Source organism: Dictyobacter halimunensis (assembly GCF_036245075.1).
The window spans coordinates 2,734,363-2,760,758 of record NZ_BSRI01000001.1; the positions used below are offsets into that span (position 1 = coordinate 2,734,363).

Below are 26,396 nucleotides of genomic sequence, written 5' to 3' on the forward strand. Positions count from 1 at the left end.
GGAGGAAAGATGTGATGGAAGGGATACATGTTGACCGAGAATGTTGTCCCACGCATGCGGCCAATGGCGCTTATGTGCGCCGTGAGGCGCACCAGGGCGTGTCAGGAGTAGCACATGGGAATGTGCAATGGCGCTGGATCTGCGCTATGCTGGCTTTCTGTTTAGCGTGTATACATGGAGCGGCTGCGAAAATTGCTGAAATAAAGAATGGGACAACTATGTTCAAGGATGCGAATCACCGGAGTCCGTGGCGGCGCGTGGCGTTATTCGGGCTACGCTATGGTTGGATCGTGCTTCTCCTGCTGGGTATCCTCTGGTTCCCTTTTGATTGGCTGAGCGAGGTATGGCCGGCGTTTGGCGTTCCTTTTCGACAGGTTTTCCACAATGCCCATGATCACTTCATCGGGCACACCATCTTCTTTTTCATTATCGGTATGTTGATCCTCTATGTAATATCGGCACTACGTCGCCAGCTTCATTGGTATATCCTGGGCCTGATTATGGCCGCGCTGGTGCAGGAAACGATCCAGGCCTTCTTTCGCGGCCGGCTGCCTACTTTCACAGACTTCAACGCATTTCAAGGTGATGCTTTGGGTGGATTAGGCGCATGGATCGTATGGTTCGTGTTGGGATGTGTGTTGACTGCTATGAAGAATCAAGCAGTAAAAACATAGTGCTTAATCAAAGGCCTGAAGATAGCCCAGAACAGTTCAATGCCGTGGTTGCCTTTGGGATGCATATGGTATAGTAGGCTCAAACGTCACGCACGAAAGGACGAACTACTCTATGGTGCCAGCAGATTTCATCCCCTTTTTTTCTGTGATGGCCGGGGTCGGGGCCACTCTTTTTGGTCTCGTGTTTCTCATCATCACCATCAGGCCTGAAGTCACTGACGCGGAAAAAACTACTGTTATGCAACAGGTGCAGATTGCGAGTTCGTACAGTGCATTGCTTAATCCACTCATTATCTCTCTACTCGCACTGGTGCCTCATACAACCATCGGTACGGTCACCCTTATTATGGGTGCAATCGGCCTGGGCAATACTATTATCATGGGGGTAAGCCTGTTACAGGATGCTTCGAATGGGGCGAAAAAGCTAAGGAGCATTGGTTTTATTATCGGCAGCCTGATCATCTTCGGCTTTGAGTTTTTCTATGCTATTCAATTAACAATCTGGCCCGAAAATGTCTCTGCTCTTTCCAACCTGACAACATTCCTGGTGATCATCTATCTCTATGGCGTTCTACGTGCCTGGGATCTTGCGGGTGTGCGCCAGTTCCATCTGCGCGAATTGTACCTGCCCTTTCTTCCCAGGAATATAGAAGAGATTCTCTCTGATACGCCTCATGCTGAGAACCCGAAAGAGGCGAGTAAGTTGAAGGATTGAGCATATTGGTTCAATAGACATTTGTAGCAAAGGAAGCTGGATTATGGATCATTTAGATGTGGGCCGGGCGCCGGACGCGGTGACGGTGCAATTGGAGGACGGCCATGTGTCGCTGCGGAAACAGGGCGAGGAGCGCTGGCAGGGATCGGGCATTGAGGTTTTGACGGAACTGCGAGAGGGGCAGCAGACGGTGAGCCTGGCGGCTCCCGGTGTGGCTGTGATGAGGGTAGCGCTGCGCTGGCGCACGTCTGTGCCGTCGCGGCTGCGCTTCCTGGGGGATCACTGGGAGCGTGGCTATGGCGATCTGGAGTGGCGTGGCCTGGTGCCTGAGCGGCCGCTACCGTGGTATTTCCTGGCGTGGAACGGCGAGGAGACGCATGGCTATGGGGTGAAGACGGGGGCGAGAGCCATCTGCTTCTGGCTGGTCGATGCCGGTGGGGTGACGTTGTGGCTGGATGTGCGCAATGGCGGTGAGGGCGTCCAACTGGGTGAGCGCGTGCTGTCGATAGCTGAGATCGTGGTGCGCGAGGGGCGTGCGAGTGAGAGTCCCTTCCAGGCTGCTCAGGCTTTTTGTCGCCAGCTCTGTGAGCGACCGAAGCTGCCGACGCAGCCGGTCTACGGCAGCAACAACTGGTACTATGCTTATGGGAACAGTTCGCACCAGGAGATCCTGGCTGACTCAAAGCTGCTGGCGGAGCTGGCTCCCAACCAGGAGAACCGGCCCTACATGGTGATCGATGATGGCTGGCAGCTCTGTCATCTCTCTACCTGTAACGGTGGACCCTGGCGGCAGGGCAACTACCTCTTTCCCGACATGCCGCGCCTGGCCGGTGAGATGCGCAAGATAGGCGTGCGTCCCGGCATCTGGATGCGTCCCCTGCTCACGCTGGAAAAGATGCCACAGGAATGGATCTTGAAGGCCGAGTACAGGTCTCGGGATCGTGTCGGGCTGGTGCTGGACCCCAGTCAGCCGGCAGTGCTTGAACATGTGCGGGAGGATATTCGCTGTCTGCATGATTGGGGCTTTGAACTGATCAAGCATGATTTCAGTACCTACGATCTCTTTGGCCGCTGGGGCTTTCAGATGGGTACGCAGCTTAGCGAGCCCGGCTGGCACTTCGCCGATCGCGGTCGCACCAGCGCCGAGATTATCCTGGCGTTCTATCGCGCCATCGCTGAAGCCTCGTCCGACTCGCTGATTATCGGCTGCAATACCATCGGGCACCTAGCGGCGGGCCTCTTTGAGCTGCAGCGCACGGGTGATGATACCAGCGGACGCGAGTGGGAGCGCACGCGCCGCATGGGCGTCAATACGCTCGCCTTTCGCATGCCGCAGCACAATACGTTCTTCGCCGCCGACGCCGACTGCGTGGGCCTGACCGAGCAGATCCCCTGGGAGCTGAACCGGCGCTGGCTCGACCTGCTGGCCCGTAGTGGTACGCCGCTGTTCGTGTCCGCCGATCCTGCTGCCGTGGGACCCGCCCAGCGCGAAGCCCTGATCCAGGCCTTTACGCTGGCCGCTCAGGAGCGCGACCCGGCCGAGCCGCTCGACTGGCTCGACACCACCTGTCCCGCCAGCTGGCGCATCGACGGACAAAGCGTCCAATACGATTGGTACGAGGCGGACGGCGTGCGTCTAAACCATTAAAATCCGGTGGGACGTTGAAAGGCGCCGGTTACTTCGGTGGAAGGCCTGCGGTCCGTGGGGCGCGCACCCACGGACCGCAGCGCCATCCGCGTCTAGCTCACGCTTTCTTCATGACGGGGATATAGATCTCAACTTTGGCGCCTTCATAATAGAGTTCATAGTCGACCTTTCCCTCGGCGAACTCGTAGCCGGAGCTGGGAAACCAGGTGCCGTGGATATACTTCCACGTCCCCTGGATGGCGTTGGAGAACTCAGGACTGTCGGTTGATTCAACCGTGGGGACCTTGAACACGGCGTAGGTTGCGGCGGGTATCTCACCGCGAAACATGTCCGGTGTGGCGCCTTCGTAGTCCTGCACTTCAAGGGCAATGACATAGGAGAAGTTACCGGTTGTCGGATCGGGCGGCAAGCACGCTCCGAACTCGTGGTGATGAACAGCGTGCAACTGTTTATGCAGTCTAGCAAGTTTCTCGGGCATGATGCTGGCCCAGAAGGCTGGTATCTCGCGCATATTCCGTCCGTCGCTGCATGATGTTTTGAGCTCAAAGCCCGCAATCTTGGCTGCTGGCTTCTCTACAATCTTTGGTTCCACGACAATCGATCCTTTCAGGTTGTACTGTTCCAGGATGAACAGGTTGACTTTCTGGGGCGGTTGCCCTGATACATGGATGCGGTACCGTTCGGGAGAGCAACCGTAGACTTTACGAAAGGCCTTGGCGAAGCCGTTATAGGTATCGAAGCCGTAGTCCATGGCGATGTCGCTGATTCGTCGGCCACACGTCAGTCTGGTCGCCGCATGGGCCAGGCGCCGATTGCGCATGTATTCCACTACCGGTATGCCCACGTACGCGTTGAAGACACGATAGTAGTGGTACGGTGAGAAGCCCGCTATCCTTGCGAGCTCATCAACGCTGATGCACGCTTGCAGATTCTCTTCGATATAGTCGATGCTGTTCTGGATACATTGGCGGTAGTCCATGGCGCTCTCCTCTTGAATGCTAGTGAGAGTATAGCAGACGAAAATGCGTTCTACTGGTCCATTCTTGCGCTAATCTGTACCTTACAACTTTTTCTTCGTTTCTGCGTATCTGTTGAGAGAAGTCAGGATGAGAGAACATCGTTATGCAGAGGAGTAAAAAGGATATGATGCCACAGCAGGAAGCCAATGACGCGCGGCAGGAGCAGGCAGGCGCAGCCTATGGTAAGTATGAGGGCGAGCCCGCCTCGGCGTACGCGTATCAGCAGTTTGAATCCCCCTACCAGCGGCCCCTGCGCGAGGAGCCGGCCAGTAAGCTCTATACACCGGCGCCCGACAACAAGAATATGCTGCGCCTGATGGCGTTCGGCATGACGCTGCTGGCGTTGATCGTGCTGGCTGTGCTGTGCCTGATCATCGTTGGTGGCACCGGTGGCTGGATCAGTTTCTGCGCCGCCTGTCTGACGATCTTTATCGTGGCCGTGGTAGTGATCGACAAGATCAAATAGGCGTATGTGGCAGCTAGAGATTGGTCAGGACGATCCCCACGAGCAGCAGGGCGATGCCTGACCACTGTATTTTTTGCAGCCGCTCGCGCAGCAAGAGCCAGGCCAGCAGGATCGAGACGGCGCTGTAGAGCGAGGAGAGCACGCTGACGATGGCGATGCTGCCCACGGCGAAGCCAAGGGTGCTGAAGAGCATTCCGCCCATGTCGAGGATGCCGATGCCGACGACCAGCGCCGTAATGGATCCGCGCGGCGGCGCCAGACTTTCGCGCCTGGCCATCATCATGGGTGCGATCATGCAGGCCGCCACCAGGCGGAAGAGCCAGACCGGTACGATCGTTCCCATTCCTGGCGTGACCGCGAAGCCCAGCAGCCAGAAGGTGACACCCAGTCCAACGGCGGCCAGCAGGGCCCAGGAGACGCCGGGCGGCAGGCGCCGTCCGGGCTTTGTGGATGGCATGACGTGCTCTGTCCCCGCCGCCGGGCCGGACCCTTGCAAGGTGGCCAGCACGGCTCCCGCCAGTACGGCGACAATCCCCAGCCATTGCAGCGGCGCCAGCCGTTCGCCGCTGATCACCGAGAGCAGCACGCTGATGGCCGCGTAGCTGGAGGCGATCGGCGCCACCACCGACATCTGCCCCACGGCGAAGGCGCGATAGAGGCACAGGTAGCCCAGCGTATAGATCACCGCGCAGACAAGTCCCCAGCACCAGACCTGCCACGAGGCGTGTGTCGTATAATGAACAAGATTACCGGTGAGCAGGAGGTACAGCGTCAGGACGAGGAAGCCGAGCCCCTGCGTATAGAAGAGCGTGCGCTTGACGCCCAGGATGCGTGTGGAGAAGCGTGCTATGAAGTCCGCGCTACCAAAACTGAGTGCCGAGAGTAAACCAAAGACGATATCCATTCCAAAACCTCAAAAACGACGGGACAGGCGATGTGAGCAGCAGCGATGGCTGCCGCAGGCTTTTTGAAGCCATCCTACACCGCCTCATCTAATAGTGTGACACTCCGCAGGGGCTACAAGCCCCAGAGCTTCTGATACTCCTACGTACGCGGCTTCAAGAGAATAGGTAGCATAGCTACGTCTCAAAAGAGAAACCGTAGTTGGTGAGGAATATCCGATGAGTGTTCATCCATCCTGAACAACGCATCTTGAGCGGTGCCATGCTCGTTGGTGTCTCCATGCCCCGCGATAAGGATAGATGGTCCTTCTTCACATCCGGCGTCCTGGGAGACAGCAACACCTGTGTTTTTCAACACCCTCCGAAGAGCTTGAGGCTTTTCCTGTGGGTCATACCGTTCTCGTAAGCGTTGACCGATGACCAGACTGGCATTTCTATCTGCATTCCCCTTCATCCCGCAGCAAGGGCAGAAGGCTAAGGGCGCACCAGACGTGTATCCTTCTGCTGGTTGGCCTGCATGGTAACGAACAATCAGGTGATGGCAGCAGGCGCATTCCCGACTTGTATTCTTTGGGCTGACGCGACTGGTAAGCATCCCCATGGTGTATGCCTTATATTTGGTGTAGGTGAAGATACGCCCTTTCATCCAGTAGGCCCGCTTGCTATTGCCCCTACGGCTATACTTGCCCTTGGCAGGCTTAAGATTGCCCAGATGTTCAAACACCAGGATGGTGGCTTGATGCTGTTGGGCAAACTGGACAATGCGTGCACTGATACGATGGGCGCATTGTTCATCCACCTGGCGAATCTTTTTCCAGAGGTCTGTATTGTCTTGTTGGCTTTCTGCCATGATGCCTGTCCGAGATCGGTTGCGTGCAATATGGCCCAATTGTCTCTTCCTAAAGCCGGATATCTCTTTGCCACCCTTGATGAACTTCGTGGCAAGGATCGTACCTTCGACCGTTTGGACGGTACACACAGCCAGATTTTCATTGATGTTGAGATCAATCGCACAGATTTTTGTCTGTGGATTCGTGGTGACTTGCGTTGCGATTTTTCCAGGATTTTGGAATTGTTTCTCAACAGGCGTATGTAACCACCACTGATGGCCTTTCCGAACCAGGGAAGGGCTTCCTGATTCCACATCAGAGGGCAGTTCACGCCCGGTAATGCGAACTTTGATCCAGCTCCAACAGACCCCCGTCCAGACCTTGATCATGATGCTCTTATTGCTCCGTTCCTTCCACATGCCTTGATAGAGCGTCACAGATTTGTTCCATGTGCGCGGGGGAACGGGTGGACGCTCATGAAACGTTTTGCCTTTGACAATAGCCTTCTCTTTTCGCTGTTTCCATTTCTGAAGGTGCGTGTGAAAGGAGTGAGCAGAACCTAATGCTGCATGAATAGCTGCTCGGCGAAAATAGGCAGGAATGTCTTGGGCAATGTCTGAAAGAGGCATGGCGGGGTTGGGGTTGCGTTGGGTGGTATGGGTAAGCGTTTCAAGAATGGTCAGAGCTTCTTTCTTGGGATGATCGAGCACCATGATGTGCGCTTGAATCACAGCAAAGTAGAAGGAAGCAATCTGATTGAAAAGAGCCTGGTTGGAGGCAAACCAGTCACCATGATGGGGTTGATAGCTCATGATGTGCCTAATGGTGGTCGTCGCCTGCGCCATTCGTAGCTCCTTTCGAATTACTCGTTCTAGACGAATTATACGACTTGCACAAGTGATTTGTCAAGAATGAAATATTCGTGGTACATTGTGGGCATGGAACAACAGAGACCGTATCTCACAACAACGCAAGCAGCTGAACGCTCTGGCTTGTCACCCAGTTATATGACGCTTCTGCTCAGACAAGGCAAGCTCGAAGGGTTTCAAGTGGTCAGAGATTGGCTGATCTATACCGATTCTCTTGAGGCTTTTCTTGCCACCACACGCAAACCAGGTCCAAAGGGGCCACGAACGAAAGCCTGAGCACACCTCACCGCACGCCTTCAAAAGGCGGCGGCTTGCGGCGGGCTAAAGTCCCATGCGTCAATGGATAAAGATATAGAGGAGTATGCCATGGATTTAGGCTTACAGGGAAAGGTCGCGCTGGTGCTGGCGGCCAGTAAGGGGATCGGGCGCGCCTGCGCGGAGGCGTTGGCCGCCGAGGGAGCCTCGATCGCGGTGGGCTCGCGCAACCAGGAGACGCTGGAGCAGACGGCCAGGGAGATCCGCGAGCGCTATGGCACACCTGTGCTGGTAATCCGCACCGATGTGACGCGGGCCGAGGATCTGGAGGCCATCGTGAACGCGACGCTTCGTAAGTATGGTCGCCTGGATGTCGTGGTGAACAACGCCGGTGGACCACCGGTCGGCTCGTTCGCGCAGTTCGACGATGCCCAGTGGCAGGCCGCCTTCGAGCTGACCCTGCTGAGCACCGTGCGCCTGATCCGCCTGACCATACCGTATCTGAAGCAGAGCGGACGCGGGCGCATCATCAACATCGTCAGCACCTCGGTTAAGCAGCCCATCGAAGGACTGCTGCTCTCCAACGCCATCCGCCCCGGCGTGATCGGCCTGGCGAAGTCGCTCTCCAGCGAACTGGCGCCCGATAACATCACCATCAATAACGTCTGCCCCGGCCGCATCCTGACCGACCGCCTGCGTAAGGGTCCCGGCATGCAGCAGAAGCTCGACCAGGGCGTCAGCGAGCAGGATGCCCTCAAAGGCCTGGCCACGGGGATTCCCATGGGACGGCTGGGTCAGCCGGAAGAACTGGCCAGCCTGGTCGCCTACCTGGCGTCCAGCCAGGCGGGCTATATTACCGGCACCACCACCCAGGTCGATGGCGGCCTCGTGCGCTCCCTGTATTAGCAACTTACGTGCTGGTCAGAAGGTGAGATAGGATGAGGCTAGTGGTCGATAAACTTTCTATGCCCATATGGGCAGGTGCCATGCCAGAAGTCGGGGCCTGCCTCGTCCCAGACCTCCTCAAGGTGATAGCGAAGGGCGCAAAAAACGCCGGCGCATTGCGTGCAGTAAAATGGCGCATAGTCCTTTTCAAGCTCATAGAGAGCCGCTGGATCACCAGAGCGCAGGCCTGCGGCGACCTGCTGGGTGGCCGTCGGTGAAAGCGGCATGGAGTAGTTGGTGACTCGCCTGACCCGGTAGTCCTGAATAAATCCTTTGACGATGATCTGGCCGGCACCACTCACTCGCGCCGCTTCCAGTATGTCACGATGAAGAAAATGATCGTCTGGATGAGGTGTCCCTTTGACGACCAGTTCAACCAGAGCCGCCGCGCTGGAGCAGGCGGGATGCTGGCAGCCAAATGTCGCGGAGAGATGTCCAGGCGCGACTTCAGTACATGAGAAGCGAGGCGCGGCCATCGGGCTGGCGGGCGATTGCCCTTCTTGCTCTGGCATACAGATAGGCTCCTTATTTTTATGTTAAGTGGCTGATGATCAGGCTGGCGTGGGAGAGCGGCTTGCGGCTGTCGTTGGGATCGCTGTTGGTCTCGTAGTCGAGCAGGACCACCGTGCCGTGCAGCTGTTCGAGACGGCGCAGCTCGGCCAGCTGTTCCTGCAGACGATTTTCCAACACCCATTGATACGAGGGCAGATAGATCTGCTGCCGGGCCACTAAATAAGGGAGCAACTCCTGGCCCCCGACTCCGGCGCGGTGTCCGAGCACCTTGCCGTAGGTGCGGGCGCTGCGCTTGAGCTTCTTCATCGTGGTATTGCTAAACTTGCTCGTATCTACGTCGGCCCGCTCGAACACCTTCAGCCCCTGCCAGATCCCCTCAACGCTGGCGCTGGTCCAGCCGGACGAGAACGGCACCGGAATGCCCCCATGGGGATAAAACGGGCTGAAGCGCACCCACGGCTCCTCTCCTTTAGATGTCACATCAATGATGCAGGCGCCCGGATAGCGCTGCTGGATCGTGGTCAGCGCGGTGCGGTGATTTTGAAGTACAAACATACCGTTTCATCATCCTCTGTATAAAATATAGATCATGATTATAACAAATATTTAATGGATTTGCATCTTTATTTGGAATACACATTTTTCTTCACGTATGAAAAACCCTTTCGTAGGTTCGGCCCTTGCGGCTCATACATTCAACTTAAGCATAAGCAACAAGAAAAGAGACAAAAGTACGTGCGGGGCTTGCCCCCGCTTTTATCCTTTCCGCTCGAAAAAGTACACGGAACATGGTACGCATCAGCAAAATTGTGCATTGATGAGTGGCGAGGAAGCAAGCGGGGGCAAGCCCCGCACGTACTGCGGTCTTTTCTCGTTTTGCATGATCTTCTGCTGAATGTATGAGCCACGAGGGACGACCCTACGATGGGGATGGCATGGCGGTCATGACCGCGTCTTGATTCATCAATTGTTGGAGCTTTTCCTGCGTGCCCGTTCCGGGGACCGGGGTGTGGATCATGAGTTTGAGGTCGGGCATGTCAGGTACCTGCAGGGTGGTGTGCTCGAATATCAGGCGTCCTACCACGGGATGAACAAAGTCTTTTAAGGCGTCGGCTCTCCCACGGACATCGTGGCGGGGCCACCAGGCGCGAAACTCGGGGCTGACGCGCTGCAGGTCAGCGACCAGGAGGGTGAACCATTCTTCATCGGCGAAGCGCGCGCTATCGGCGCGGAATTCCGCCAGCACTTTCTGCGCCACCTGTTCCCATGTGGGCTGGTGGTGGATGGGTCGGGCCGTCGGATCAGTAAATATGCGCCAGACAACGTTATACGCATATGGTGCTGCCGCCGTCCTCGATAGCCTGAGAACGTGTTCGGCAGTGGTGTTCCAGGCCAGAAAATTCCAGCGACGACCAACGATGTAGGCTGGAACAGGGTGAAGCGCGTCAAGCACACGGCGTAACGCCGGGCTGACCTGTTCATCGGAGCCGAGGGTGTCGATGAGGGGCGGCTGATCGGCTAGCAGGAAAAGATGTTGCCGTTCGGCGGACGTGAGCTGTAGCGCATCGGCTATGCTCTGCAGCACCTCCCTTGATGGATGGACATCGCGTCCCTGTTCCAGTAGGGTATACCAGGAAACGCCCACATTGGCCAGATGCGCCACCTCTTCGCGGCGCAATCCAGGGGTGCGCCGTCTTCCACCACCTATCAGCCCGACCTGTTCGGGCGAGAGGCGCATCCGTCGCGTACGTAGAAAATCAGCTAGCTCCTGCCTGCGTAGCTCGTCGCTCATTGTGCGTTTTGCTCCTTATCCTATCAGTCTCAATCATACGATACGGAGACTCTGGTTACTCACTTGCTCTCATGACATACTCATAAGTGTATCACAGATCGTGATGGTTATATCACAGATCGTGATTGCCGTAGTTCTAACGAAAGAAAGAGGAAAACTTCTATGGTATCGCATTCAGCGAATGAATATAACAATCTACCAGCCACGGCCGCGGGTACGTTCACCATGGCCGAGGGCTTAACGGTTACGCGTATGGGATATGGCGCGATGCAGCTGGCTGGTCCGCACGTGTTCGGTCCACCCGCCGATCGCGACGCCGCCATTGCCGTGTTGCGCGAGGCGGTAGCGCTGGGGATCACGCACATCGATACCAGCGACTTCTATGGTCCATACGTCACCAATCAGATCATCAAAGAGGCCCTGCATCCCTATCCTGACTCGCTGCACATCGTGACCAAGGTGGGAGCGTTGCGCGACGCCGAGGGAAACTGGCCTCCAGCCCTGGCTCCCGAGCAACTGCGTCAGGCTGTACTGGATAATCTCGATCATCTGGGACTGGACGCGATCGACGTCGTCAATCTGCGCGTCGGTGGATTCAGTGGGCCCACGCCCGGCTCGATCGCTGAACCGTTCAAGGTGATGGCGCAGCTGCAGCAGGAAGGCCTGATCAAGCATCTTGGTGTGAGTAACGTGAACGCCGAGCAGATCGCCGAGGCGCAGTCGATCGCGCCGATCGTGTGTGTGCAGAACTTCTACAACCTCGCCAACCGGAACGACGATGAGTTGATCGACTCTTTGGCCGCGCAGGGCATCGCCTACGTGCCCTTCTTCCCGCTTGGTGGTTTTAACCCGCTGCAGTCTAACCGGCTGGAAGCGGTCGCCACGCGCCTCGGAACCACGCCGATGGCCGTCGCGCTGGCCTGGCTGCTGCAGCGCTCACCAAACATCCTGCTGATCCCTGGAACCTCATCCATCGATCATCTGCGCTCCAACGTCTCCGCCGCCGCGCTTACCCTGTCCGAGGCAGATCTGGCCGAGCTGAACAGCGTCGCCGCAGGAGCATAACCTTCGCCTTCTAAAGATTATAAAGCTCATCCACAAATGCGTGCCGTTGCGACACGGCACGCATCTCGTAAATCAAGCGTCAGGCGTTAGGAGCCTGTCCTGGATGGTCTGGCGCAACCACTGATAGGCGGGCTCATTGTTGGTAAAGGCGTAGAAGCGCAGGCTAATGAGGGCGATGTAGCATTGGTAGCAGCGCAGCCGCTCCTCGTACGAGGGGACCGCGATCTGTCGCTGCTGATAATAGGCCAGAAAGCGGTCGGCGATGCGCAGGCCGGGACTCCAGAAATCCAGGTAGGCGATGTCGTAGACAAAGTCGCCGTACATGGCATCGACCCAGTCAAGGGCCGCCGTGATCTGGCCATCCTCGGCTAGAAAGTTGCGGAAAGAGGGATTTCCATAGAGCAGGTAGCGTTCGGCCGGGCAGTGCTTCAGCAGTTCGCGCATCTTCTGATAGACCTCTCTAAACAATGCGCGCTCCAGAAAGCTATCCTCAAACAGGTGATACCACTTGCCGAAGAAATCCTTGTCATCCTCCTCCTTTCCCACGTTCAACAGCGCGCCGCCCCAGCTTCTGGCCTGCGCCTTGCCCTGACGATCGAAGACTCCATAGCCAGTCGTGTCGCTGATATCGATATGATGGATGGTATCTATAATATGTATTGCCTGCGGCAGGAGCTGTTCGACCTCCTGTATGGGCAGCTGTTCTAACATTTTTCCCGGTGCCTTGCGCGAGATGGCATAGTAGAGCTCTCCCAGCCGGCCGGTGGCCAGGATCTCTGGTATCGGCACTCCGGCCGGCGCCAGCTTCTGATAGAGATAGGCCTCCTTGGGCAGGTTCGCGTTCAGCATGTTGTCTTTGTTGAAGCGGATAATATAGTCAGCACCGGCGCTGCGAAACGTCAGGGTGTTAGAGATCAGCCCGCCCTCGACGGGGGCCAGATCAGTGATGGGCGTGGTGAAATGCTGCTTGAGCACCTGCGACACTTGCTCTGCCTCGACCACAGCTTTAAGATCAGCCATAAGAATCCTCCGTATATGCGCGCGTGATGGCGCACAGTGATCCACTGTATCAAACTATCATAGAGAAAAGGAGTTGTTGTGGCTAGCAGGGAGGCCGAGATGTGTTGGGGCGGCTACGTTATGTATCCGCAAGGAGATGGTGGCTGGAACCTGACGATGGGAGCAACACACTTGCCTGCCCTGGTATCCACGGCAGTGGCTTGAGCTGACGAGCGTATGCACAATTAAGAATGGGTGTGAAGAGCTTAAGCCACTAGCGGAGATAGGGGTAAGCTAATGTCCACGTCACCGATCAAGTTACCTTTCGTTTATTGTATTTGCTCTGGCATAATATATCTCTGCCAGAGCAAATTCTTCTCAAGTATAAGCGATTCATCCGCATATTTCAAGCCTACCTACAAGCTCCATTCTCGCAGGTTTGTGTATGAGGCCACGAACGCAAAAATGGCATCCTTCGTTTGCCGATATATTTTGAAGAGCAACGGCAACATAAAGTAGAGAAAGATCAGCAGACTATAGGCCAGGTAGAGTTTCTGATCCAACTGGAGATGTGGATGAACTACAAATGGTCGCCATAAAACGCTGAATTCTGGAATGTAGTGGCAGGCGGCCTCCAATGCATAGTTGTTCTGCATGCAGGTTGGTATATAGGCATAGCTCTGAAAGAGGACCGCGCAGACACCGACCCAGGATGATAAACCTAGCACCAGCGCGGTCAATATATTGATCGCCAGGTGCGTCTCCTTATTATGCAGGCGTACAGCCAGGGCGAACGATGCCGGGATAGAGGCAAACAGGAAGAATCTTGGCCCCCAGTAGAGTCCACCATACCAGGACCACCATCTTGCATAGACAATGATCAATCCTATCGTGAAGCATATCCATAAGCTGTAAACCTGGTACATGTTCATGGCGTACTTGTCGCGCCAGTCCTTCAATGTTTTCCCAACGGGCAGCAAGAGCCCGGGAGTAAAGAAGATCAGCCCCTTTCCAAAGGAGAAGAGGATAGAGAAGAGGCCGAAGAAAAAGGGATAGCTAAAGCCCGATAGGCCAGCGTATGGCATGAAGGTATGGAAGCCGGCGTCATTGTCATAGCCACTGGAGAAGATTGAGCCACGCCTGATCCATGATTCTCCCACAATTAAGGCACCGGCAGCCAGGATGACCAGCACGTAACGCAAGCGCTTGCTGTCCAGCATCCTTTTCGCCATCAGCAATCCAAGTCCAACCAGCGTGGCGGGCGTGTTGGCTACTCCCAGCACTATGGCTATCCATCCTGCTGCTGAAGTGAAGCGGATCATGATGGCCATCGCGCCAAAACCGACACAGACAGCCGTAAATACCTCGCCATAATAGGACGATAGGTGGGCCGCGAACATGGAGCAGGTGATCATGAGCAGAAGGAACTTCCGCAACAATCCTCGATCCATACGGTCTTTACAGAGCAGGTAGGTGGCTAGCAGGCTAACGGCGAACAGAATGTAATTATAGGAGAGAATCCAGGCCACGGGCTGGCCTAATGCTTCGCCTATATATAACAGTGGTAGCGAGACGAGTGGACCAATCAATGAGTATTTATTATGGAGAGATTGCACGATACCATGATGAAGGAAATCCGTAATATACTGGTACCGCAGTGTGGCATCTCCATGTAATGTATGTGGTATGAGTAGCGGGATGGAGATCATACCAATGAGAATGAAGCAGGTTTCCAGGATGGCGAATAACAGGCCATACTTTGATTGATCCTCTGCCTGTTTTGTGTCGGTCTTGAGCGTACGTGTATCCGGATACGTGTGCTCGCGAGTGCGTATGCTGGATGGTATAGGCGTGCGTATACCTATCTGTGTATTATTTTCCAATTTACACCTTATAAATAGTAACAAAAAAATACTTATGCACAAAATGGAGTTTCGCGCAGAAGCGCGTGGCGGCCGATAGAATAGGGCTCTCTGTCCTCCCCTGGAAGGATTAAGAGGACTTGATCATGCCCACAGTATGCTCGCTCGCACTTCATCAGGGGCTGCCGCCTCTGCTCTCCATTTCCCCCTAAAGGGCAGAGGGCCTGAATTGTTTACAACGCATTTATATTATTCAAATATGCAAATATAATTTACTTGATGACCTTATTAAAAGCAAGTTTTTAGCCCTTTTGCATAGTTTATTGAGATTTGTTTTTGTCTTTCTTTTTTTTCGCTCTATGCTGGTTTGAGCGTTTCGGCCATCAAGCTGGCCCATGCCAGCAACTGCTCATCGGCCATTGTGGGGGCGACCAGTTGCAGTCCAAGCGGTAGACTATTCGCTGCCCTGCCAGCGGGTAGCGAGAGCGCGGGCAGACCCGCGTACGACCAGGGCAGGTTCATTACGGTCGCGCCAGTGCTGGTCAAGCCTTCCGGCGCGGGCCCGATAGCGGCCGGGCAGATCCATAGATCAGCGTTCGCCTGCTGCAGCAACCCTTCGAGTTCGTTGCGCAGAGCTTCGCGTCCGGCGCGAGCGCGAGTTAGCTGTTCCAGGCTGATCTGCTGGCCGCCGCGAATCTTCTCCACCGTGCGTGGCCGATAGAGCGATGCATAGGTCGCGAACCAGTGCGCGTGCCCCAGCGCCATCTCCGCGCTGGTCAGGTGGCGGGACTGCTCTTTGATGCTCTCAATGGTGCCGAAGGCCGGTACGCGCCTGACAGTATAGCCACCCTTTTCAAGCTGACTCACCTGCCGCCAGAAGTTCGCCAGCGCCTCTGGCTCGGTCTGAGATAGATAGGGACCTTCCGGGACTGCCAGCACCGGAGATCGAGTCGGGGCGGATACCGGTTGCCAATCGGCGCACAGCAGCGGGGCCACGGTCGCCATCCCGGCGACGTCCTGGGTGAACAGGCCGATGGTATCGACCGAGGGGGAATAGAATATCAGGCCGTCCGTCGCGATGCGTCCATAGGTGGGTTTGAAGCCTACCACGCCACAGAACGCGGCCGGCCGAATGACGGATCCCATGGTCTGGGTGCCCAGCGCCAGCGAACAGAAGCCGGAGGCGACGGCGGCCGCCGAGCCGCTGCTCGATCCTCCCGGCGTATGCGCCAGGTGATGTGGATTGCGCGTCGGCCCCGGCTCGTCGGAGGCGAACTCAGTAGAGACGGTCTTGCCCAGCACGAGCGCACCCGAGTCACGCAACTTGCTGACGCAGCTGGCCTCTGGACCCGCGAAGAGCTCGGCTGGTAGCTGTGATCCCGCCTGCGTAGGGAAACCGTCGGCACGAAAGATGTCTTTGACGCCCAGCAGCACTCCATAGAGCGGCGGCCGCTGCTCGGGATCTGGAAAGCGTTGCTGCAGACTGGTGGCCTCCGCTAGCAGCCGCGCGCGACGTTCGGACTCCGGCAGGAGCGCCTGGATATGTGGCTCAAGCTCATCAATGCGATCACAGGTGTCATTAATATAGGACAGCAGATCGCGCTGGCCCGAGCGTAATTCGGCTGCCGTACTGGCCAGTGGCAGCGGGATCGTGAGAGCAGATATCATGAACCTGACTTTCTAGGTGTCGCGGCCCCTGGCCGGGTTTACGACATGCCAATACATATATCTTTGGCGCACGTCAATCCAGGCCGAAGCGGCGGCGCCACTTGTTGATGCGGGTCGCGCGATCGCGCACATTCCACAGGCGCTCCTCCTCAGCTGGACACCACTCGGCCTTGCCGCACTGCGGACAGAGCGGGAAGAGCTCGTAGGGATGGCAGAGCGAGCCGCCACCGTAGCGCACGGAGCCGACCTCGTTGCGGATCTGCTCGCTCTCGAAGACGGCCTGGCAGTGCTTACAGCGCAGCAGCAGATATTCGTTCCAGTCCGGCGCCTGGCAATGTGGGCATGTTTTAGGACGTGAGCTGGCCTGCCAGCGATGGTGGCAGCGATGGCAGTAGTAGGTATCGCCGTGCGATGGCATCTTGGCGCCGCGCAGCATCCCCGTATCCTTGAGCTTGCGTACCTCGTGGGCCGACAGTAGATAGGTGATATCGCCCAGGTCGATCTGCGCAGGAGAATGCTCGTCCAGGGGCGGAAAGGCGAAGGCCCGCGAGGGCTTGCGCGGCTCCTCCTCGTATGCCTTGCTACCTGCCGTGGCCGCGTTGATCGGGCTGCCCGGCACGTGTCTGCGGCGGCTCACATCAAAGCTGCGCCGCCGCTCGGGATCGCTCAGGGTCTGATAGGCCAGCAGGATCTCGCGCGTCTTCTCCTCGGCATCCTCGCCCTTATAGACATCTGGATGATATTGCAGCGCCAGGTGTTTGAATGCCTTCTTGATCGTCTCGGCCGAGGCAGTGGGCTCAACCCCGAGTACCGCGTAATAGTCAGTAAATTTTTCCATCGATTTGAGTCGTTATTCCTTGCTGAATGATTTCTACTCTTTAAACGGTCGAGATCGCTGCCGGTTGCACTTTTGTTATTCAGATAGGGCGTCGCGCAGTTCAGAGACATACATGGTGTAGACATGGTCGGGCAGGGTGCGCTCGGCCAGATGCGCGGGCAGCGTATCGCCGTAGTAGCGCGGCTTGATGCGCCAGTAGAGATGGGGATAGCCGCCGCTGCCGGTGTCCGCCCCGATCTTGAGCGGCGCGAAGACCTTCTCGATCGCCCTGGATGCGTGCGCGAGATCGTCTATGAACAGGTGGCGCTCCTCCTGAGAGAGCTGGTGGAACTCCTTGACGTGATTTTTATAGGCCAGCACGCACTCGCCGTGGATATACTGGTTGCGCGTGAGCGTGAGGCGCGACACGCTGAGGTCGGCGATGATAAAGCCATAGCCATCAAAGCCGCTCTCCTGCTGGAGCTGCGTACAAAACAGGCAATCCTCGCCGCGCACCAGGGCGTCCCACTGCTCGCGCGGCATCCAGCGCGACTGACTGGAGGGCAGTAGGCTCGCCAGCCGCTGCCGCAGCTGCCCTCCCAGCCATCCCTCCACATCCTGCTCGGCGAAGCCCCCTGCTGCGCGATGGTGGTGATCGTCGTAAACATCTCATCTTCAATATCGAACGTGACCTTTTTCATCGATTTCTCCTGTTTTAAATTAAACGTTTCTTTTGGGTACGAAGCCAAGGCGAGCCTCAATACCTTCAACTTTCGCGTAGGCAAAAAGAGCAGATACCACAGTACGTGCGGGGCTTGCCCCCGCTTGCCTCCTCGCTGCTCGAAAAAGCAACAAACAAAATGCGATGCATCGCATGCAACCGTTCCTGGTTGCTTTGAAGGAGCCATTCCTTGTGGGACGCAAGCAAGCGGGGCAAGCCCCGCATGTACTGCATTTTATTAAGTTGAAGTTATTGAGTGCAAGCCCGAAGCCGGGGCAGGCCCGAAAACCAGGGCAAGCGCGGCACCTATAACGGTTGGGTGGGTTTTTGGCGGTAATCGGAGACGTTGTCCATCGAGACGATGCGGGCCATGCGTTTGTCTTGCAGGCGCGAGCGGATGCGCGGCTCGATGCCTTCGAGGCCGATCAGGTTGGTGGTGATGACCGTGGGCAGGTGAGCGTTGTAGCGATAGTTGAGCAGCTGGAAGAGCTTTTCGATGGCCCATGGCGAGTCTTGCTGGGCCCCCAGGTCGTCGAGGATCAGCAGCTCGGTCTCGCGTATCTGCTGGAAGACCTTGTCGTAGCGCACGGGCGCGTCGGGCGCGTAGGTGGCGCGCAGGTAGTCCAGCAGGTCCGGAGCGACCATGAAGAGGACGCTATCGCCGGCCTCCAGGCGGTGGCGGGCAATGGAGACGGCCAGGTGCGTCTTGCCGCAGCCGTTGGGGCCGATGAAGATTAACCAGCCCTCTGGTTTGTTGGAGTAGTCGGTGGCCTGCTGAAAAGCGATGCGCGAGCCTGGGATGAAGCCATCAAAGTTATGCAGGCTCTTGGAGCTGAACTCCTCCAGCGTATCCAGGTTAGAGATCTGGCGCAGGTGCTGACGCTGGATCTCCTGCTTGCGCGCGCGCACGCAGTCGCAGGGGACCGCCTTGCCAAACAGATGATGGCCAAAGGGGACATCCAGGCGGAAATAGCGCCGTCCATGGCACAGCGGGCAGCTGGTCTGCTGCTCCTCGTCGGCGAGCTCCTGTGGCGCCAGCGCGTTGGGATGCAGGATGCGCAGCTGTGCCTGGCGGTTGCGTTCGATCTCAGCCGCGCGCGCCGCCTTCTGCTCGCGGGCGATCTCCTCGTCCTCGTCCAGTTCGACCCCCTCGTCCTCGGGTGTCTCTACGGGTGGCTCGACCTCGCGCCGCCAGATGGGCGCGTTGGGCTTGAATGCCTGCGGTGTGTTTGCGATCACTTTTTTGATATTGTCCATGGCTTAAAAATCTCCTGACTTCTGTGTTGTGATGTGAGATTACTCGGGGAGGCGCTTACGAGCCTGCAGCATGGCATGGATCTCGGCGAACTCGCTGCGCCAGTGTTCCCAGCTGCGGATGTTGAGCTGATGCACTCCCCAGTGGACGCGCACCAGCCAGACGGCCTGGTCGGGCAGGGTCTGGGTTTTGAGCATGTAGCCGTGCTCGGCCCCGTCGTGGACAATTTGCTGTGCCAGCTGGATGGCATCGAGCTTGTCCAGCCAGTTCTTGCCCTGGTCCTGGTTGGCGGTCAGCAGCTGGGCCGGGTCGATCTCCACCTCGGGCGGCACGGGGATGCTATCGTCGGTGAGGGGACGTTGTTCTTGCTGCTGTGCCGTCTCCTGCATCAGCGCCTGCTCGATCTCCTGCCAGGATTCGTGCGTGTAGAGCCAGCGCTTGACCATAGGCGGGATGAGCACGTGCGGAGCGGCATAGTGGGTGTAGGCTTTGTTCAACCAGGCGCCCCGGTTGCGCGGCTTGCCCCGGTAGTCGGGCATGTAGGTCTGGACCAGTAGATCGATGACGGCGGCCCGGGTGGCCCGTGGATTGCTCGTGAGCTTGTGGATAAACGATGCCACGTTGCGTGGACTGTTTTCCACAAACATGGCCAGGGCTAGCGCTTCAGCGCGAATGCGAGTGGCTTTGGCCTGCCACTCCTCCGCGGTCTCCGGCTGGGGTACCCTTTCGGCCGGCCTATCGATAACGTTATCGCTAAAGTGAGAAAGATTTATAATATTATTATTATCTACGATATCGATAATCGATACAGGGGAGACCTGAGTCTCCCTTTTCTCTCCTTTTTCACCTTCTTTGAGCTCAATTGGCGAAAAAAAGTCTTGTTTTGGGACGTAAAGGTCTCCCATTCTGCTTGAAAAGTCTCCCATTTTCGTGGAAGGGTCTCCCCTCTGCTGTGACGGGTCTCCCGTTTTGATGGAAGGGTCTCCCCTTTGCTGTGACGGGTCTTCACCTTCTGGGAGACCCGTTCTCCCTCTGAGAGCGGAAAGGTCTCCCACTGGAGGTGATGGGTCTCCCTGCGCCTGGGGTTGCTGCTGATAGGTCGGGGCTGTCAGGTCTCCCATACTGGCTATCGGGTCTCCGTGCTGTGAAGTATCCTGAAAGCAGGCCACCATGGTTCCGACGCGTGTGTAGAGGAGCTGGATGTTCTCCTGGTTTAATGGACCCTGCAGCAACTGTTCGCAGGCGGCCTTGAGTTGCTGGATGGTGGCGGGATAGCTATGGTGGGGGTCAGGATCTCCATAATGTTGGATATAGAGATTTTTGGTTTGCCGTGCCAACCGACTGAGCTTGTTGCGCGTCCCCGTGATCAGGTTGTTGAGGGTAGTCAGTGAGGATAGCGGCAGGTAGCAGCCGAGTGGAATGGAGAGGCGCGTACCGTGGTTGCGGTTGGTGACGTGGTGCATGAGTCCCAGCGCCTTAAAGATGGAGACGCAGCGCAGGAGAAAGTCATAGCTCTTACGTAACGCTCGGGCCAGGGCGCGTATGGTGGAACACGTCAGTACGGCGACCATGCCCTGCTCGGCGTTATGCTCGATGCTGGCCTGGCTCAGCAGCGTCTTGTAAAGCGCGGCCACCCTTGACGAACAGAGCTTCAGCAGGACCTCTCTTCTGGAGGAATCGATTCGTTCCCACTTATCGATATCTGGACCAGCTGGCTGGCCATAGGGGTTGTTCGAGGTTATCTTCTTCATATGCTTAATCTTCCTTTTCTAATGGGGGGATATTGGTGAGGATAAAGATGTCGCTCTCCTCCGAAGGGTGAGCGAGCGGGGCGATCATCTTCTGATCATATTGTGATATTATCTGCCCGATTCTCCTCTGCTTCTCTTGAATCGTTCCTGATTCATAGCTGCGCATGATTTAATAGATTGCGCTTATCATTATCATTCCAGCTCTTAATGCAAAAAGCGGAAAATACTAGAAGCAGAAATATTCATCCAGAAATATTTAACAGGAAATTAATGCCTTTCTGCGACTTCTCCCCATGTTCAACAGTAATATGATTAATAAGTAATACGAGCTTATTAATCATATAGACATTTTAAAAGAAAAGAGGGAAAAGTTCAATCGATTTTTATCGATTGAGTGCGCAAAGGTCGTGCAGCAAAAATGGGTGGGGATACCGTTTATTCATTACCCGCCGCTTATAAAGGCGATGTCGCGGTGTTTCTTTGCGGGTCTTGCATGGTTTTAGCGGTTCATTGATACATTTTCACGTGCGAATAATGCTCATGAGGAGGGCTGCACTGGCTATGGATGCTTTAAATGAAGTGATGCTCAATCCAGATTTTTTGGCGCTGGGTCTGGGTGGGACGAATATGATGTCTATGTTGTGGACCGTCGCGATGGGGCGTCGGGCGGTGGGCGTTGAGATGCGTGGCGACCCTTTTCTGGGCGTGCACTGGAACATTCGTGAAGATCTCTATCATCAACTTGGCCTGATCGATCAGCTGATGCTCGAACGCTACGGTGAGGAGGGCATCCCTCGCCGGGGCAATGGACGTCTATTTCGGCTCGCGGAATGCTTCTACAGTTCGGATACGGTGGCCGGTGATATCGTCGCTGACGAGATCATCGACGGCTTCGACGTCGACCAGCATATCGTGGGCACCATCCACAACGTTGAGTTCATCGATGATCGCTGGCGCGACGGCCTGCCGAATCGCGTGATTACCGTGCTGGAGCCACCGAAGCCGCCGGACCATCCCGATCCTCAAAAGATTCGCAGCAGCATGGTGGATGTGCTCGATGGTCCCTCTACGTTCCAGGCTGAGGCGGCCTCGATCCTGAAATTGCTGCGCCGCTACCTGGAGTTGATGGAGGAGCAGGATCTGGAGAAGAAGCGCTCGCCCCGCGTGCAGCTGTTTACCCATCATCGCGTGGTCCCCAAAGAGGGCGAGGGCTTTATTACTGAGCCCGACGGCCGTCTGCGCGTGCGCATCGAGGCCCTGCAGGAGTTCGATTTCAAGGGACAGTTCGTGCGCGTGCGCGTGCCGGGCAGCGAGACGATCGACCTGGGAGTGCCCGCTCTGTTTATGATCGCGCAGGGCTTCAACAGCAGCGATGCCAGACGCCTGAGCTTTGAGCAGCACGATGTCAAGGTTGACCACAATGATGGACAGGGACCGGTGGTAGCGCAGGCGGACTTCCTGGCCGGCCTGGTTGAGGTCCTGGTCGGTGGACGTCTGCGCCGGCGCATCTCCTCGGCGTTCGACGAGGATGGCAAGGAGTACTGGGTGCGACAGATCGCCGTCGGCCACGAGAACGATCCCGAGGTCGGCTGGGTTCTGGTTCAGGTGCCGGACTTCAAGTCCTTTGATCCCATCGAGGCTGGCCTCCTGGCCGCCGAAACCAATCGCAACTCACCCGAGTTCTTCGCCTCCTATCAACACCTGATCTACGACTACTATATCAAGCAGGCGGCGGAGACCCTTGATATCCCTCGACAGGAGCTGATGAAGGTCCAGATGATCTATGGGCCGGTCCTGTTCAGCCTCGTCGAGCGGGTTGGTGACGACGCGCTGGTCGCTCCCAACGGCGTGGTCGCCGGTGATTCGTTCGGCAACGGTCACTTCCTGACCAGTGGCGGCGCCATGACGGGTATGATCGGCCACAGCGCCCGCGTGCTTGAATACTGGCAGGCGCGCGACGCCGGCACTGCGACGGACCAGGCCACCCGCCGGCTCGCCGATCGCATCAAAGAGGATACTCACGCCTGGCTGCATGTCAGCGCGACGGAATACAGCCAATCGGCACCTATCAACTTTGGCGCCGAGCGCATCGATCAGATCAACAAGGCCAGCGGCAGCGACGCCAACGCGCGCGCCAGCTCGATCGATGCCGCCCGCCGCAAGCGCCACGAGCTGCTGCCCCTCGATCCATCCAACTGGCGGCGCCTGTTCGTGCGCAACGGTCGCGTCCTCTCGGCCCTGCCCGATCTGGAGCCTGATCATCCCCTGCAGCGCCCTGAGCGAGCCGCCACCCTGCTCGCCATGCTCAAAACCATGCCCGCCCGCCCCAATCCGGCCAGCGCTCCCGAGCAGAAAGTGACTGAGAGCGACCAGGCCCTGCTGGCATCTATCAACAACATCGAGCAGGAGCTGCCGCCAGGGGAGCGCACCATTATCAAGCCCGGCCCGCAGCCCGACCAGGACGTATCGGAGGGCGAACGCACCATCATCCGCCCCAGGGTTCGCATCGGGACGGTCGAGCCGGAGAGCGCCAGGACCTATGCCTTTCTGGATATTCAGCAGGATGGGCAGACCGTGCGGCGCATCCCCATCCAAAAGGACAAGGTGCTCGTTGGGCGTGTCGATCCCAGGCGCGTGAGCACCCCCGAGGTCGATCTCACCCCGTTTGATAACGCCAGTAGCGTCTCGCGCCAGCACGCGCGCATCCACGTGGAAGGAGAGCATTGCTACATCGAAGACCTCAATAGCCGCAACAAGACGCGGATCGGCGCATCGACCCTGGACGCGAACAGGCGCGCCGAACTTCACAACGGGGACAGCGTCAGCTTTGGCTCGGTCAAAGCCACCTTCCGCCTCCTCGGCACGAGCCAGCTCCCCGATCCGTGGTCGCCCGCGTGATCGCCCATATGTTCGGACCCCGTGTCCGATTTTTTCCGTCCGACGTGGTATCTGGACCTCGCGTCCGATCGCGAACCATTCCCCCGTACGATGTCGTGTTGAGGAGACGGTGTTGTGGGGAGGATGGGTAATCGGACGCGAGGTCCGAACCTATGGGTGAGGGTCACGCAAGGGGTCACGGAGGTGGGTGATGGTGGGGTCGCCGCCGTTGCTGATGGCGATATTGCCCTGCTGGTTGGCGGTGATGGTGCAATACTCTACGGTGCCGCGTCCGTTGTCGCTGACATTGATGCCGTGGCGCCGCGCGTCATGGATGCGGCAGAGGTAGAAGTAGGGTGTGCTGCCGGTCGTGATCGAGACGTTGTCGAGGCCGCTGCCGGCGATCTCGCAGTCCTGGTAGGAGCCCTGGCCTTCCTGTAGGACCTCGATGCCGTATTGCTGGTTGTTGTGCAGGTGACAGCGCAGCAGCAGCGGATTGCTCAGCGTGCTGACCGTGGCGCCGGCGTAGCCGTGGTGGTGGATTTCGCTGTCCTCGAAGGTACCGCGTCCCTGTTCATCGATGAGCAGGCCGTAGCGTTCGCTGTTATAGATCTGGCTGTGGCGCACCATCGGATCGCCTCCCGTCGTGACATATATTCCGGCGCGGGGATGATTGAAGATCTCGCAATACTCGATGGTGGCGCGGGCGTTTTGCTGCACCGTGATGCCGTATCCGGCGCTGTCGTGGATGCGGCAGTAGCGAATGCTGGGCCGGGTGTTGGCGCCGGTGATGGCGATGCAGGTTGAAGAGGAGGACGTAATGTCACAGTCTTCCACGGAGAGCTGGCCCTGACGGATGTGGAGTGCGTAGGCCGCCTTGTCCAGCGAGCCGGCGGGACAGCGAATGGTCAGTCCGCGCAGTGTGGCGGTCGTCGTCTGCATCACGACACCATGGGTGTTGCTGCTCTCCAGTATAATTTGAGCTCGTGGCCCATTGCCGATAATCTCGACCGGTTTATCCAGAATAATACTCTCTTTATAGAGTCCCTCGCGTACCAGGATAAAGCTGCCCGGCCGGGCTTGCTGTATTGCTTCACCCAGCGAGGTATAGTCGCCGCCTTGCGGGGCTACCACCAGGCTCGGTCGCGGCTCCTCGCTCGCCAGCAACCTGGTCTCATGATTGAGCGTGGCCGTCGCCAGATCTGCTTGCACGGGGGTCGCGACAGGTTGAGCCATGCGCCTGACGCTGGCGCTTTGCAGCATCTGCTGAACATTCTGGAGCTCCTGCTTGACCACCTGCGTATCGTGGGGACGCCGATCCTCCTTCATCTCAAGCATTTGCATCACCAGCTTCTCGATGGCTACATTGGCGGGCTGCGAGGCGTCCAGGTCGAGCGGCTGCTGCAGAAATGGTGTCAGACCTGGATAAATACCGGAGATCATCTGGTAGAGCGTGGCGCCCAGGCTATAGATATCCGAGCGAATCGTGGTCTGCATGCGTCCATACTGCTCGGGTGCGGCGTAGCCCGGTGTGCCCAGGTTCATCGTATCCTTTGTCTGTCCTGGCTTGAAGAAGCGCGCGATGCCGAAATCAATCAGGTAGATCCGTCCATCGGCCGTCAGCATCACGTTGTCCGGCTTGAGATCGCGGAAGATGATCGGAGGCTCATGGCTATGCAGATAGCCCAGCACCGTGCACAACTGGATGCCCAGGTCCACCACCTCTGGCAGCGGGAGACGGTTGCCGGGGACCTGCTCCAGCCGCTTCTCCAGCGTCTCGCCCTCGATATAATCCATCACCAGGTACCAGCGACCATGCTCCTCAAAGTGGTCGTAGATGCGTGGTAGATTGGGATGGGAGAGGTTGGCCAGCAGCGTCGCCTCGTTGCGAAAGGCTATGATGGCGTCTTTTGTCTCCTGCTCATTCAGTCCCCGCATCCCCATCTCCTTCACCGCCCGGGGCGTATCGTTGAACAGCAGGTCCGCCGCCTTATAGATGGCCCCGAAGCCTCCCTGCCCCAGCTTTTGTAGAATATGATAGCGCTGCTTCAACTCATAGGCGGAAGTGAGCAGACCCGTAACCGTACTGGTAGTCGCGTACGAGATCTGTGGCTGCCCACAGGCATAGCAGAATTTCGCATCAGGTCGATTCGTCGCCCCACAATTATCGCAAAAGCGCACAGATGAATTCATATATGACTTCATTAAGAAACATGAACAAGCCAATGTAGGTGCTGGGCTTGCCCCAGCTTGGCCGCGAAGCGGCCTCGTACTGTTATCGTTGAGGGAAACGTGTATGCTCGGGAGCGGGGTCGCCTGACGGCTCCAAAGCTGGGGCAAGCCCAGCACCTACGTTGGCTTATTCGTGTTTCTTCTTTCCTTTCTTCATGTAAAAAATAACGGAAACCCAATGTTTCTACGCCCCTGGTAACGGATGAGCTGATGTGGTATACTCGCTTGAGGCAAACGTTTTCTTACCATGGAAAGGGGCACTATCATGCTATTATTGATCATCAACACAAAAAATAGGTGCATCCTTTCCTGATTGGATACGTTCCCAACGAGTTAGAACATCGTATTTTATTTACCTCTTCGCGTATTCCCACAACTGGAAATCGGGCGCTCTTCACTCTAGCCTGATTTGTGATGCCCCAAGCATTTTATGATTCGCTTTATCATAAGCGTTTTCCACTGCATATTTTTATGCAATGTTGCCGATCTATATATGTACTTATCTATTCTATAAAGAAGGA

Annotated in this window: 23 protein-coding genes; 9 read left to right on the plus strand and 14 right to left on the minus strand. The window is 57.0% G+C overall.

Annotation, left to right across the window (positions count from 1 at the left end; all coding sequences use genetic code 11):
- Positions 1-14: 14 nt before the first annotated feature.
- The 3 genes from AABA21_RS11170 to AABA21_RS11180 all read left to right on the plus strand — a co-directional run bounded on the left by AABA21_RS11170 (position 15) and on the right by AABA21_RS11180 (position 3,037).
- On the plus strand, positions 15-674 hold the full coding sequence (locus AABA21_RS11170; RefSeq protein ID WP_338249826.1) for a VanZ family protein: 660 nt from the start codon (positions 15-17) through the stop codon (positions 672-674).
- A 112-nt stretch (positions 675-786) separates the two neighbouring features.
- Positions 787-1,389, plus strand: a complete 603-nt coding sequence (locus AABA21_RS11175) for a hypothetical protein (protein WP_338249829.1) — start codon at positions 787-789, stop codon at positions 1,387-1,389.
- Positions 1,390-1,432: 43 nt separating this feature from the next.
- Complete coding sequence (locus AABA21_RS11180; protein WP_338249831.1) at positions 1,433-3,037, plus strand: glycoside hydrolase family 36 protein; 1,605 nt, start codon at positions 1,433-1,435, stop codon at positions 3,035-3,037.
- A gap of 97 nt (positions 3,038-3,134) precedes the next feature.
- Here the strand turns inward: AABA21_RS11180 and AABA21_RS11185 are convergent, their stop codons facing one another.
- The gene (locus AABA21_RS11185; RefSeq protein ID WP_338249833.1) at positions 3,135-4,016 is read right to left on the minus strand and encodes an AraC family transcriptional regulator; all 882 of its coding nucleotides are present in this window, start codon (positions 4,014-4,016) and stop codon (positions 3,135-3,137) included.
- 164 nt (positions 4,017-4,180) lie between these two features.
- Between AABA21_RS11185 and AABA21_RS11190 the strand changes: the two genes are divergently transcribed.
- On the plus strand, positions 4,181-4,522 hold the full coding sequence (locus AABA21_RS11190; RefSeq protein WP_338249834.1) for a hypothetical protein: 342 nt from the start codon (positions 4,181-4,183) through the stop codon (positions 4,520-4,522).
- Positions 4,523-4,535: 13 nt separating this feature from the next.
- On the opposite strand, the gene AABA21_RS11195 is transcribed toward AABA21_RS11190, so the two are convergent.
- Both AABA21_RS11195 and AABA21_RS11200 read right to left on the minus strand, forming a co-directional pair.
- Entirely contained in the window at positions 4,536-5,426 is an 891-nt protein-coding gene (locus tag AABA21_RS11195) for a DMT family transporter (RefSeq protein ID WP_338249836.1), read from the minus strand.
- A 182-nt stretch (positions 5,427-5,608) separates the two neighbouring features.
- A complete protein-coding gene (locus tag AABA21_RS11200) occupies positions 5,609-7,099 on the minus strand; it encodes an RNA-guided endonuclease TnpB family protein (protein WP_338249839.1) in 1,491 nt (496 codons plus the stop codon).
- Between the two features lie 93 nt (positions 7,100-7,192).
- On the opposite strand from AABA21_RS11200, the gene AABA21_RS39330 reads away from it, so the two are divergent.
- Positions 7,193-7,399, plus strand: a complete 207-nt coding sequence (locus AABA21_RS39330; protein WP_420917107.1) for a helix-turn-helix domain-containing protein — start codon at positions 7,193-7,195, stop codon at positions 7,397-7,399.
- Positions 7,400-7,489: 90 nt separating this feature from the next.
- A complete protein-coding gene (locus AABA21_RS11205; RefSeq protein WP_338249840.1) occupies positions 7,490-8,284 on the plus strand; it encodes an SDR family oxidoreductase in 795 nt (264 codons plus the stop codon).
- Between the two features lie 38 nt (positions 8,285-8,322).
- Here AABA21_RS11205 and AABA21_RS11210 read toward each other — a convergent pair whose 3' ends face one another.
- The 3 genes from AABA21_RS11210 to AABA21_RS11220 all read right to left on the minus strand — a co-directional run bounded on the left by AABA21_RS11210 (position 8,323) and on the right by AABA21_RS11220 (position 10,628).
- Positions 8,323-8,835: a hypothetical protein gene (locus tag AABA21_RS11210; RefSeq protein WP_338249842.1), complete on the minus strand. Its 513-nt coding sequence runs from the start codon at positions 8,833-8,835 to the stop codon at positions 8,323-8,325.
- A gap of 19 nt (positions 8,836-8,854) precedes the next feature.
- On the minus strand, positions 8,855-9,391 hold the full coding sequence (locus AABA21_RS11215) for a DUF6939 family protein (RefSeq protein ID WP_338249843.1): 537 nt from the start codon (positions 9,389-9,391) through the stop codon (positions 8,855-8,857).
- Positions 9,392-9,755: 364 nt separating this feature from the next.
- Positions 9,756-10,628, minus strand: coding sequence for a helix-turn-helix transcriptional regulator (locus AABA21_RS11220; RefSeq protein WP_338249845.1), 873 nt, complete (start codon positions 10,626-10,628; stop codon positions 9,756-9,758).
- A gap of 162 nt (positions 10,629-10,790) precedes the next feature.
- Between AABA21_RS11220 and AABA21_RS11225 the strand changes: the two genes are divergently transcribed.
- Positions 10,791-11,693 (plus strand): aldo/keto reductase family oxidoreductase, encoded by a 903-nt coding sequence (locus tag AABA21_RS11225; protein WP_338249848.1) that lies wholly within the window; start codon positions 10,791-10,793, stop codon positions 11,691-11,693.
- A 72-nt stretch (positions 11,694-11,765) separates the two neighbouring features.
- Here the strand turns inward: AABA21_RS11225 and AABA21_RS11230 are convergent, their stop codons facing one another.
- A complete protein-coding gene (locus AABA21_RS11230) occupies positions 11,766-12,713 on the minus strand; it encodes a phosphotransferase family protein (RefSeq protein WP_338249850.1) in 948 nt (315 codons plus the stop codon).
- Positions 12,714-12,791: 78 nt separating this feature from the next.
- Here AABA21_RS11230 and AABA21_RS11235 point away from each other — a divergent pair, with 78 nt between their 5' ends.
- Positions 12,792-12,917 (plus strand): hypothetical protein, encoded by a 126-nt coding sequence (locus AABA21_RS11235; protein ID WP_338249852.1) that lies wholly within the window; start codon positions 12,792-12,794, stop codon positions 12,915-12,917.
- A gap of 191 nt (positions 12,918-13,108) precedes the next feature.
- Here the strand turns inward: AABA21_RS11235 and AABA21_RS11240 are convergent, their stop codons facing one another.
- The 6 genes from AABA21_RS11240 to AABA21_RS11265 form a co-directional block, all read right to left on the minus strand.
- Positions 13,109-14,575: a hypothetical protein gene (locus AABA21_RS11240; protein WP_338249855.1), complete on the minus strand. Its 1,467-nt coding sequence runs from the start codon at positions 14,573-14,575 to the stop codon at positions 13,109-13,111.
- A 336-nt stretch (positions 14,576-14,911) separates the two neighbouring features.
- Positions 14,912-16,222: an amidase gene (locus AABA21_RS11245; RefSeq protein ID WP_338249857.1), complete on the minus strand. Its 1,311-nt coding sequence runs from the start codon at positions 16,220-16,222 to the stop codon at positions 14,912-14,914.
- Between the two features lie 73 nt (positions 16,223-16,295).
- Positions 16,296-17,060, minus strand: coding sequence for a DnaJ domain-containing protein (locus AABA21_RS11250; protein WP_338249860.1), 765 nt, complete (start codon positions 17,058-17,060; stop codon positions 16,296-16,298).
- Between the two features lie 75 nt (positions 17,061-17,135).
- Positions 17,136-17,654, minus strand: a complete 519-nt coding sequence (locus tag AABA21_RS11255) for an HIT family protein (protein ID WP_338249862.1) — start codon at positions 17,652-17,654, stop codon at positions 17,136-17,138.
- A 412-nt stretch (positions 17,655-18,066) separates the two neighbouring features.
- On the minus strand, positions 18,067-19,017 hold the full coding sequence (locus AABA21_RS11260; RefSeq protein WP_338249864.1) for an ATP-binding protein: 951 nt from the start codon (positions 19,015-19,017) through the stop codon (positions 18,067-18,069).
- A 39-nt stretch (positions 19,018-19,056) separates the two neighbouring features.
- The gene (locus AABA21_RS11265; protein ID WP_338249866.1) at positions 19,057-20,766 is read right to left on the minus strand and encodes a hypothetical protein; all 1,710 of its coding nucleotides are present in this window, start codon (positions 20,764-20,766) and stop codon (positions 19,057-19,059) included.
- Between the two features lie 561 nt (positions 20,767-21,327).
- On the opposite strand from AABA21_RS11265, the gene AABA21_RS11270 reads away from it, so the two are divergent.
- Positions 21,328-23,664: an FHA domain-containing protein gene (locus tag AABA21_RS11270; protein WP_338249868.1), complete on the plus strand. Its 2,337-nt coding sequence runs from the start codon at positions 21,328-21,330 to the stop codon at positions 23,662-23,664.
- Positions 23,665-23,814: 150 nt separating this feature from the next.
- Here AABA21_RS11270 and AABA21_RS11275 read toward each other — a convergent pair whose 3' ends face one another.
- A complete protein-coding gene (locus AABA21_RS11275; RefSeq protein WP_338249871.1) occupies positions 23,815-25,836 on the minus strand; it encodes a protein kinase domain-containing protein in 2,022 nt (673 codons plus the stop codon).
- Positions 25,837-26,396 lie beyond the last annotated feature (560 nt).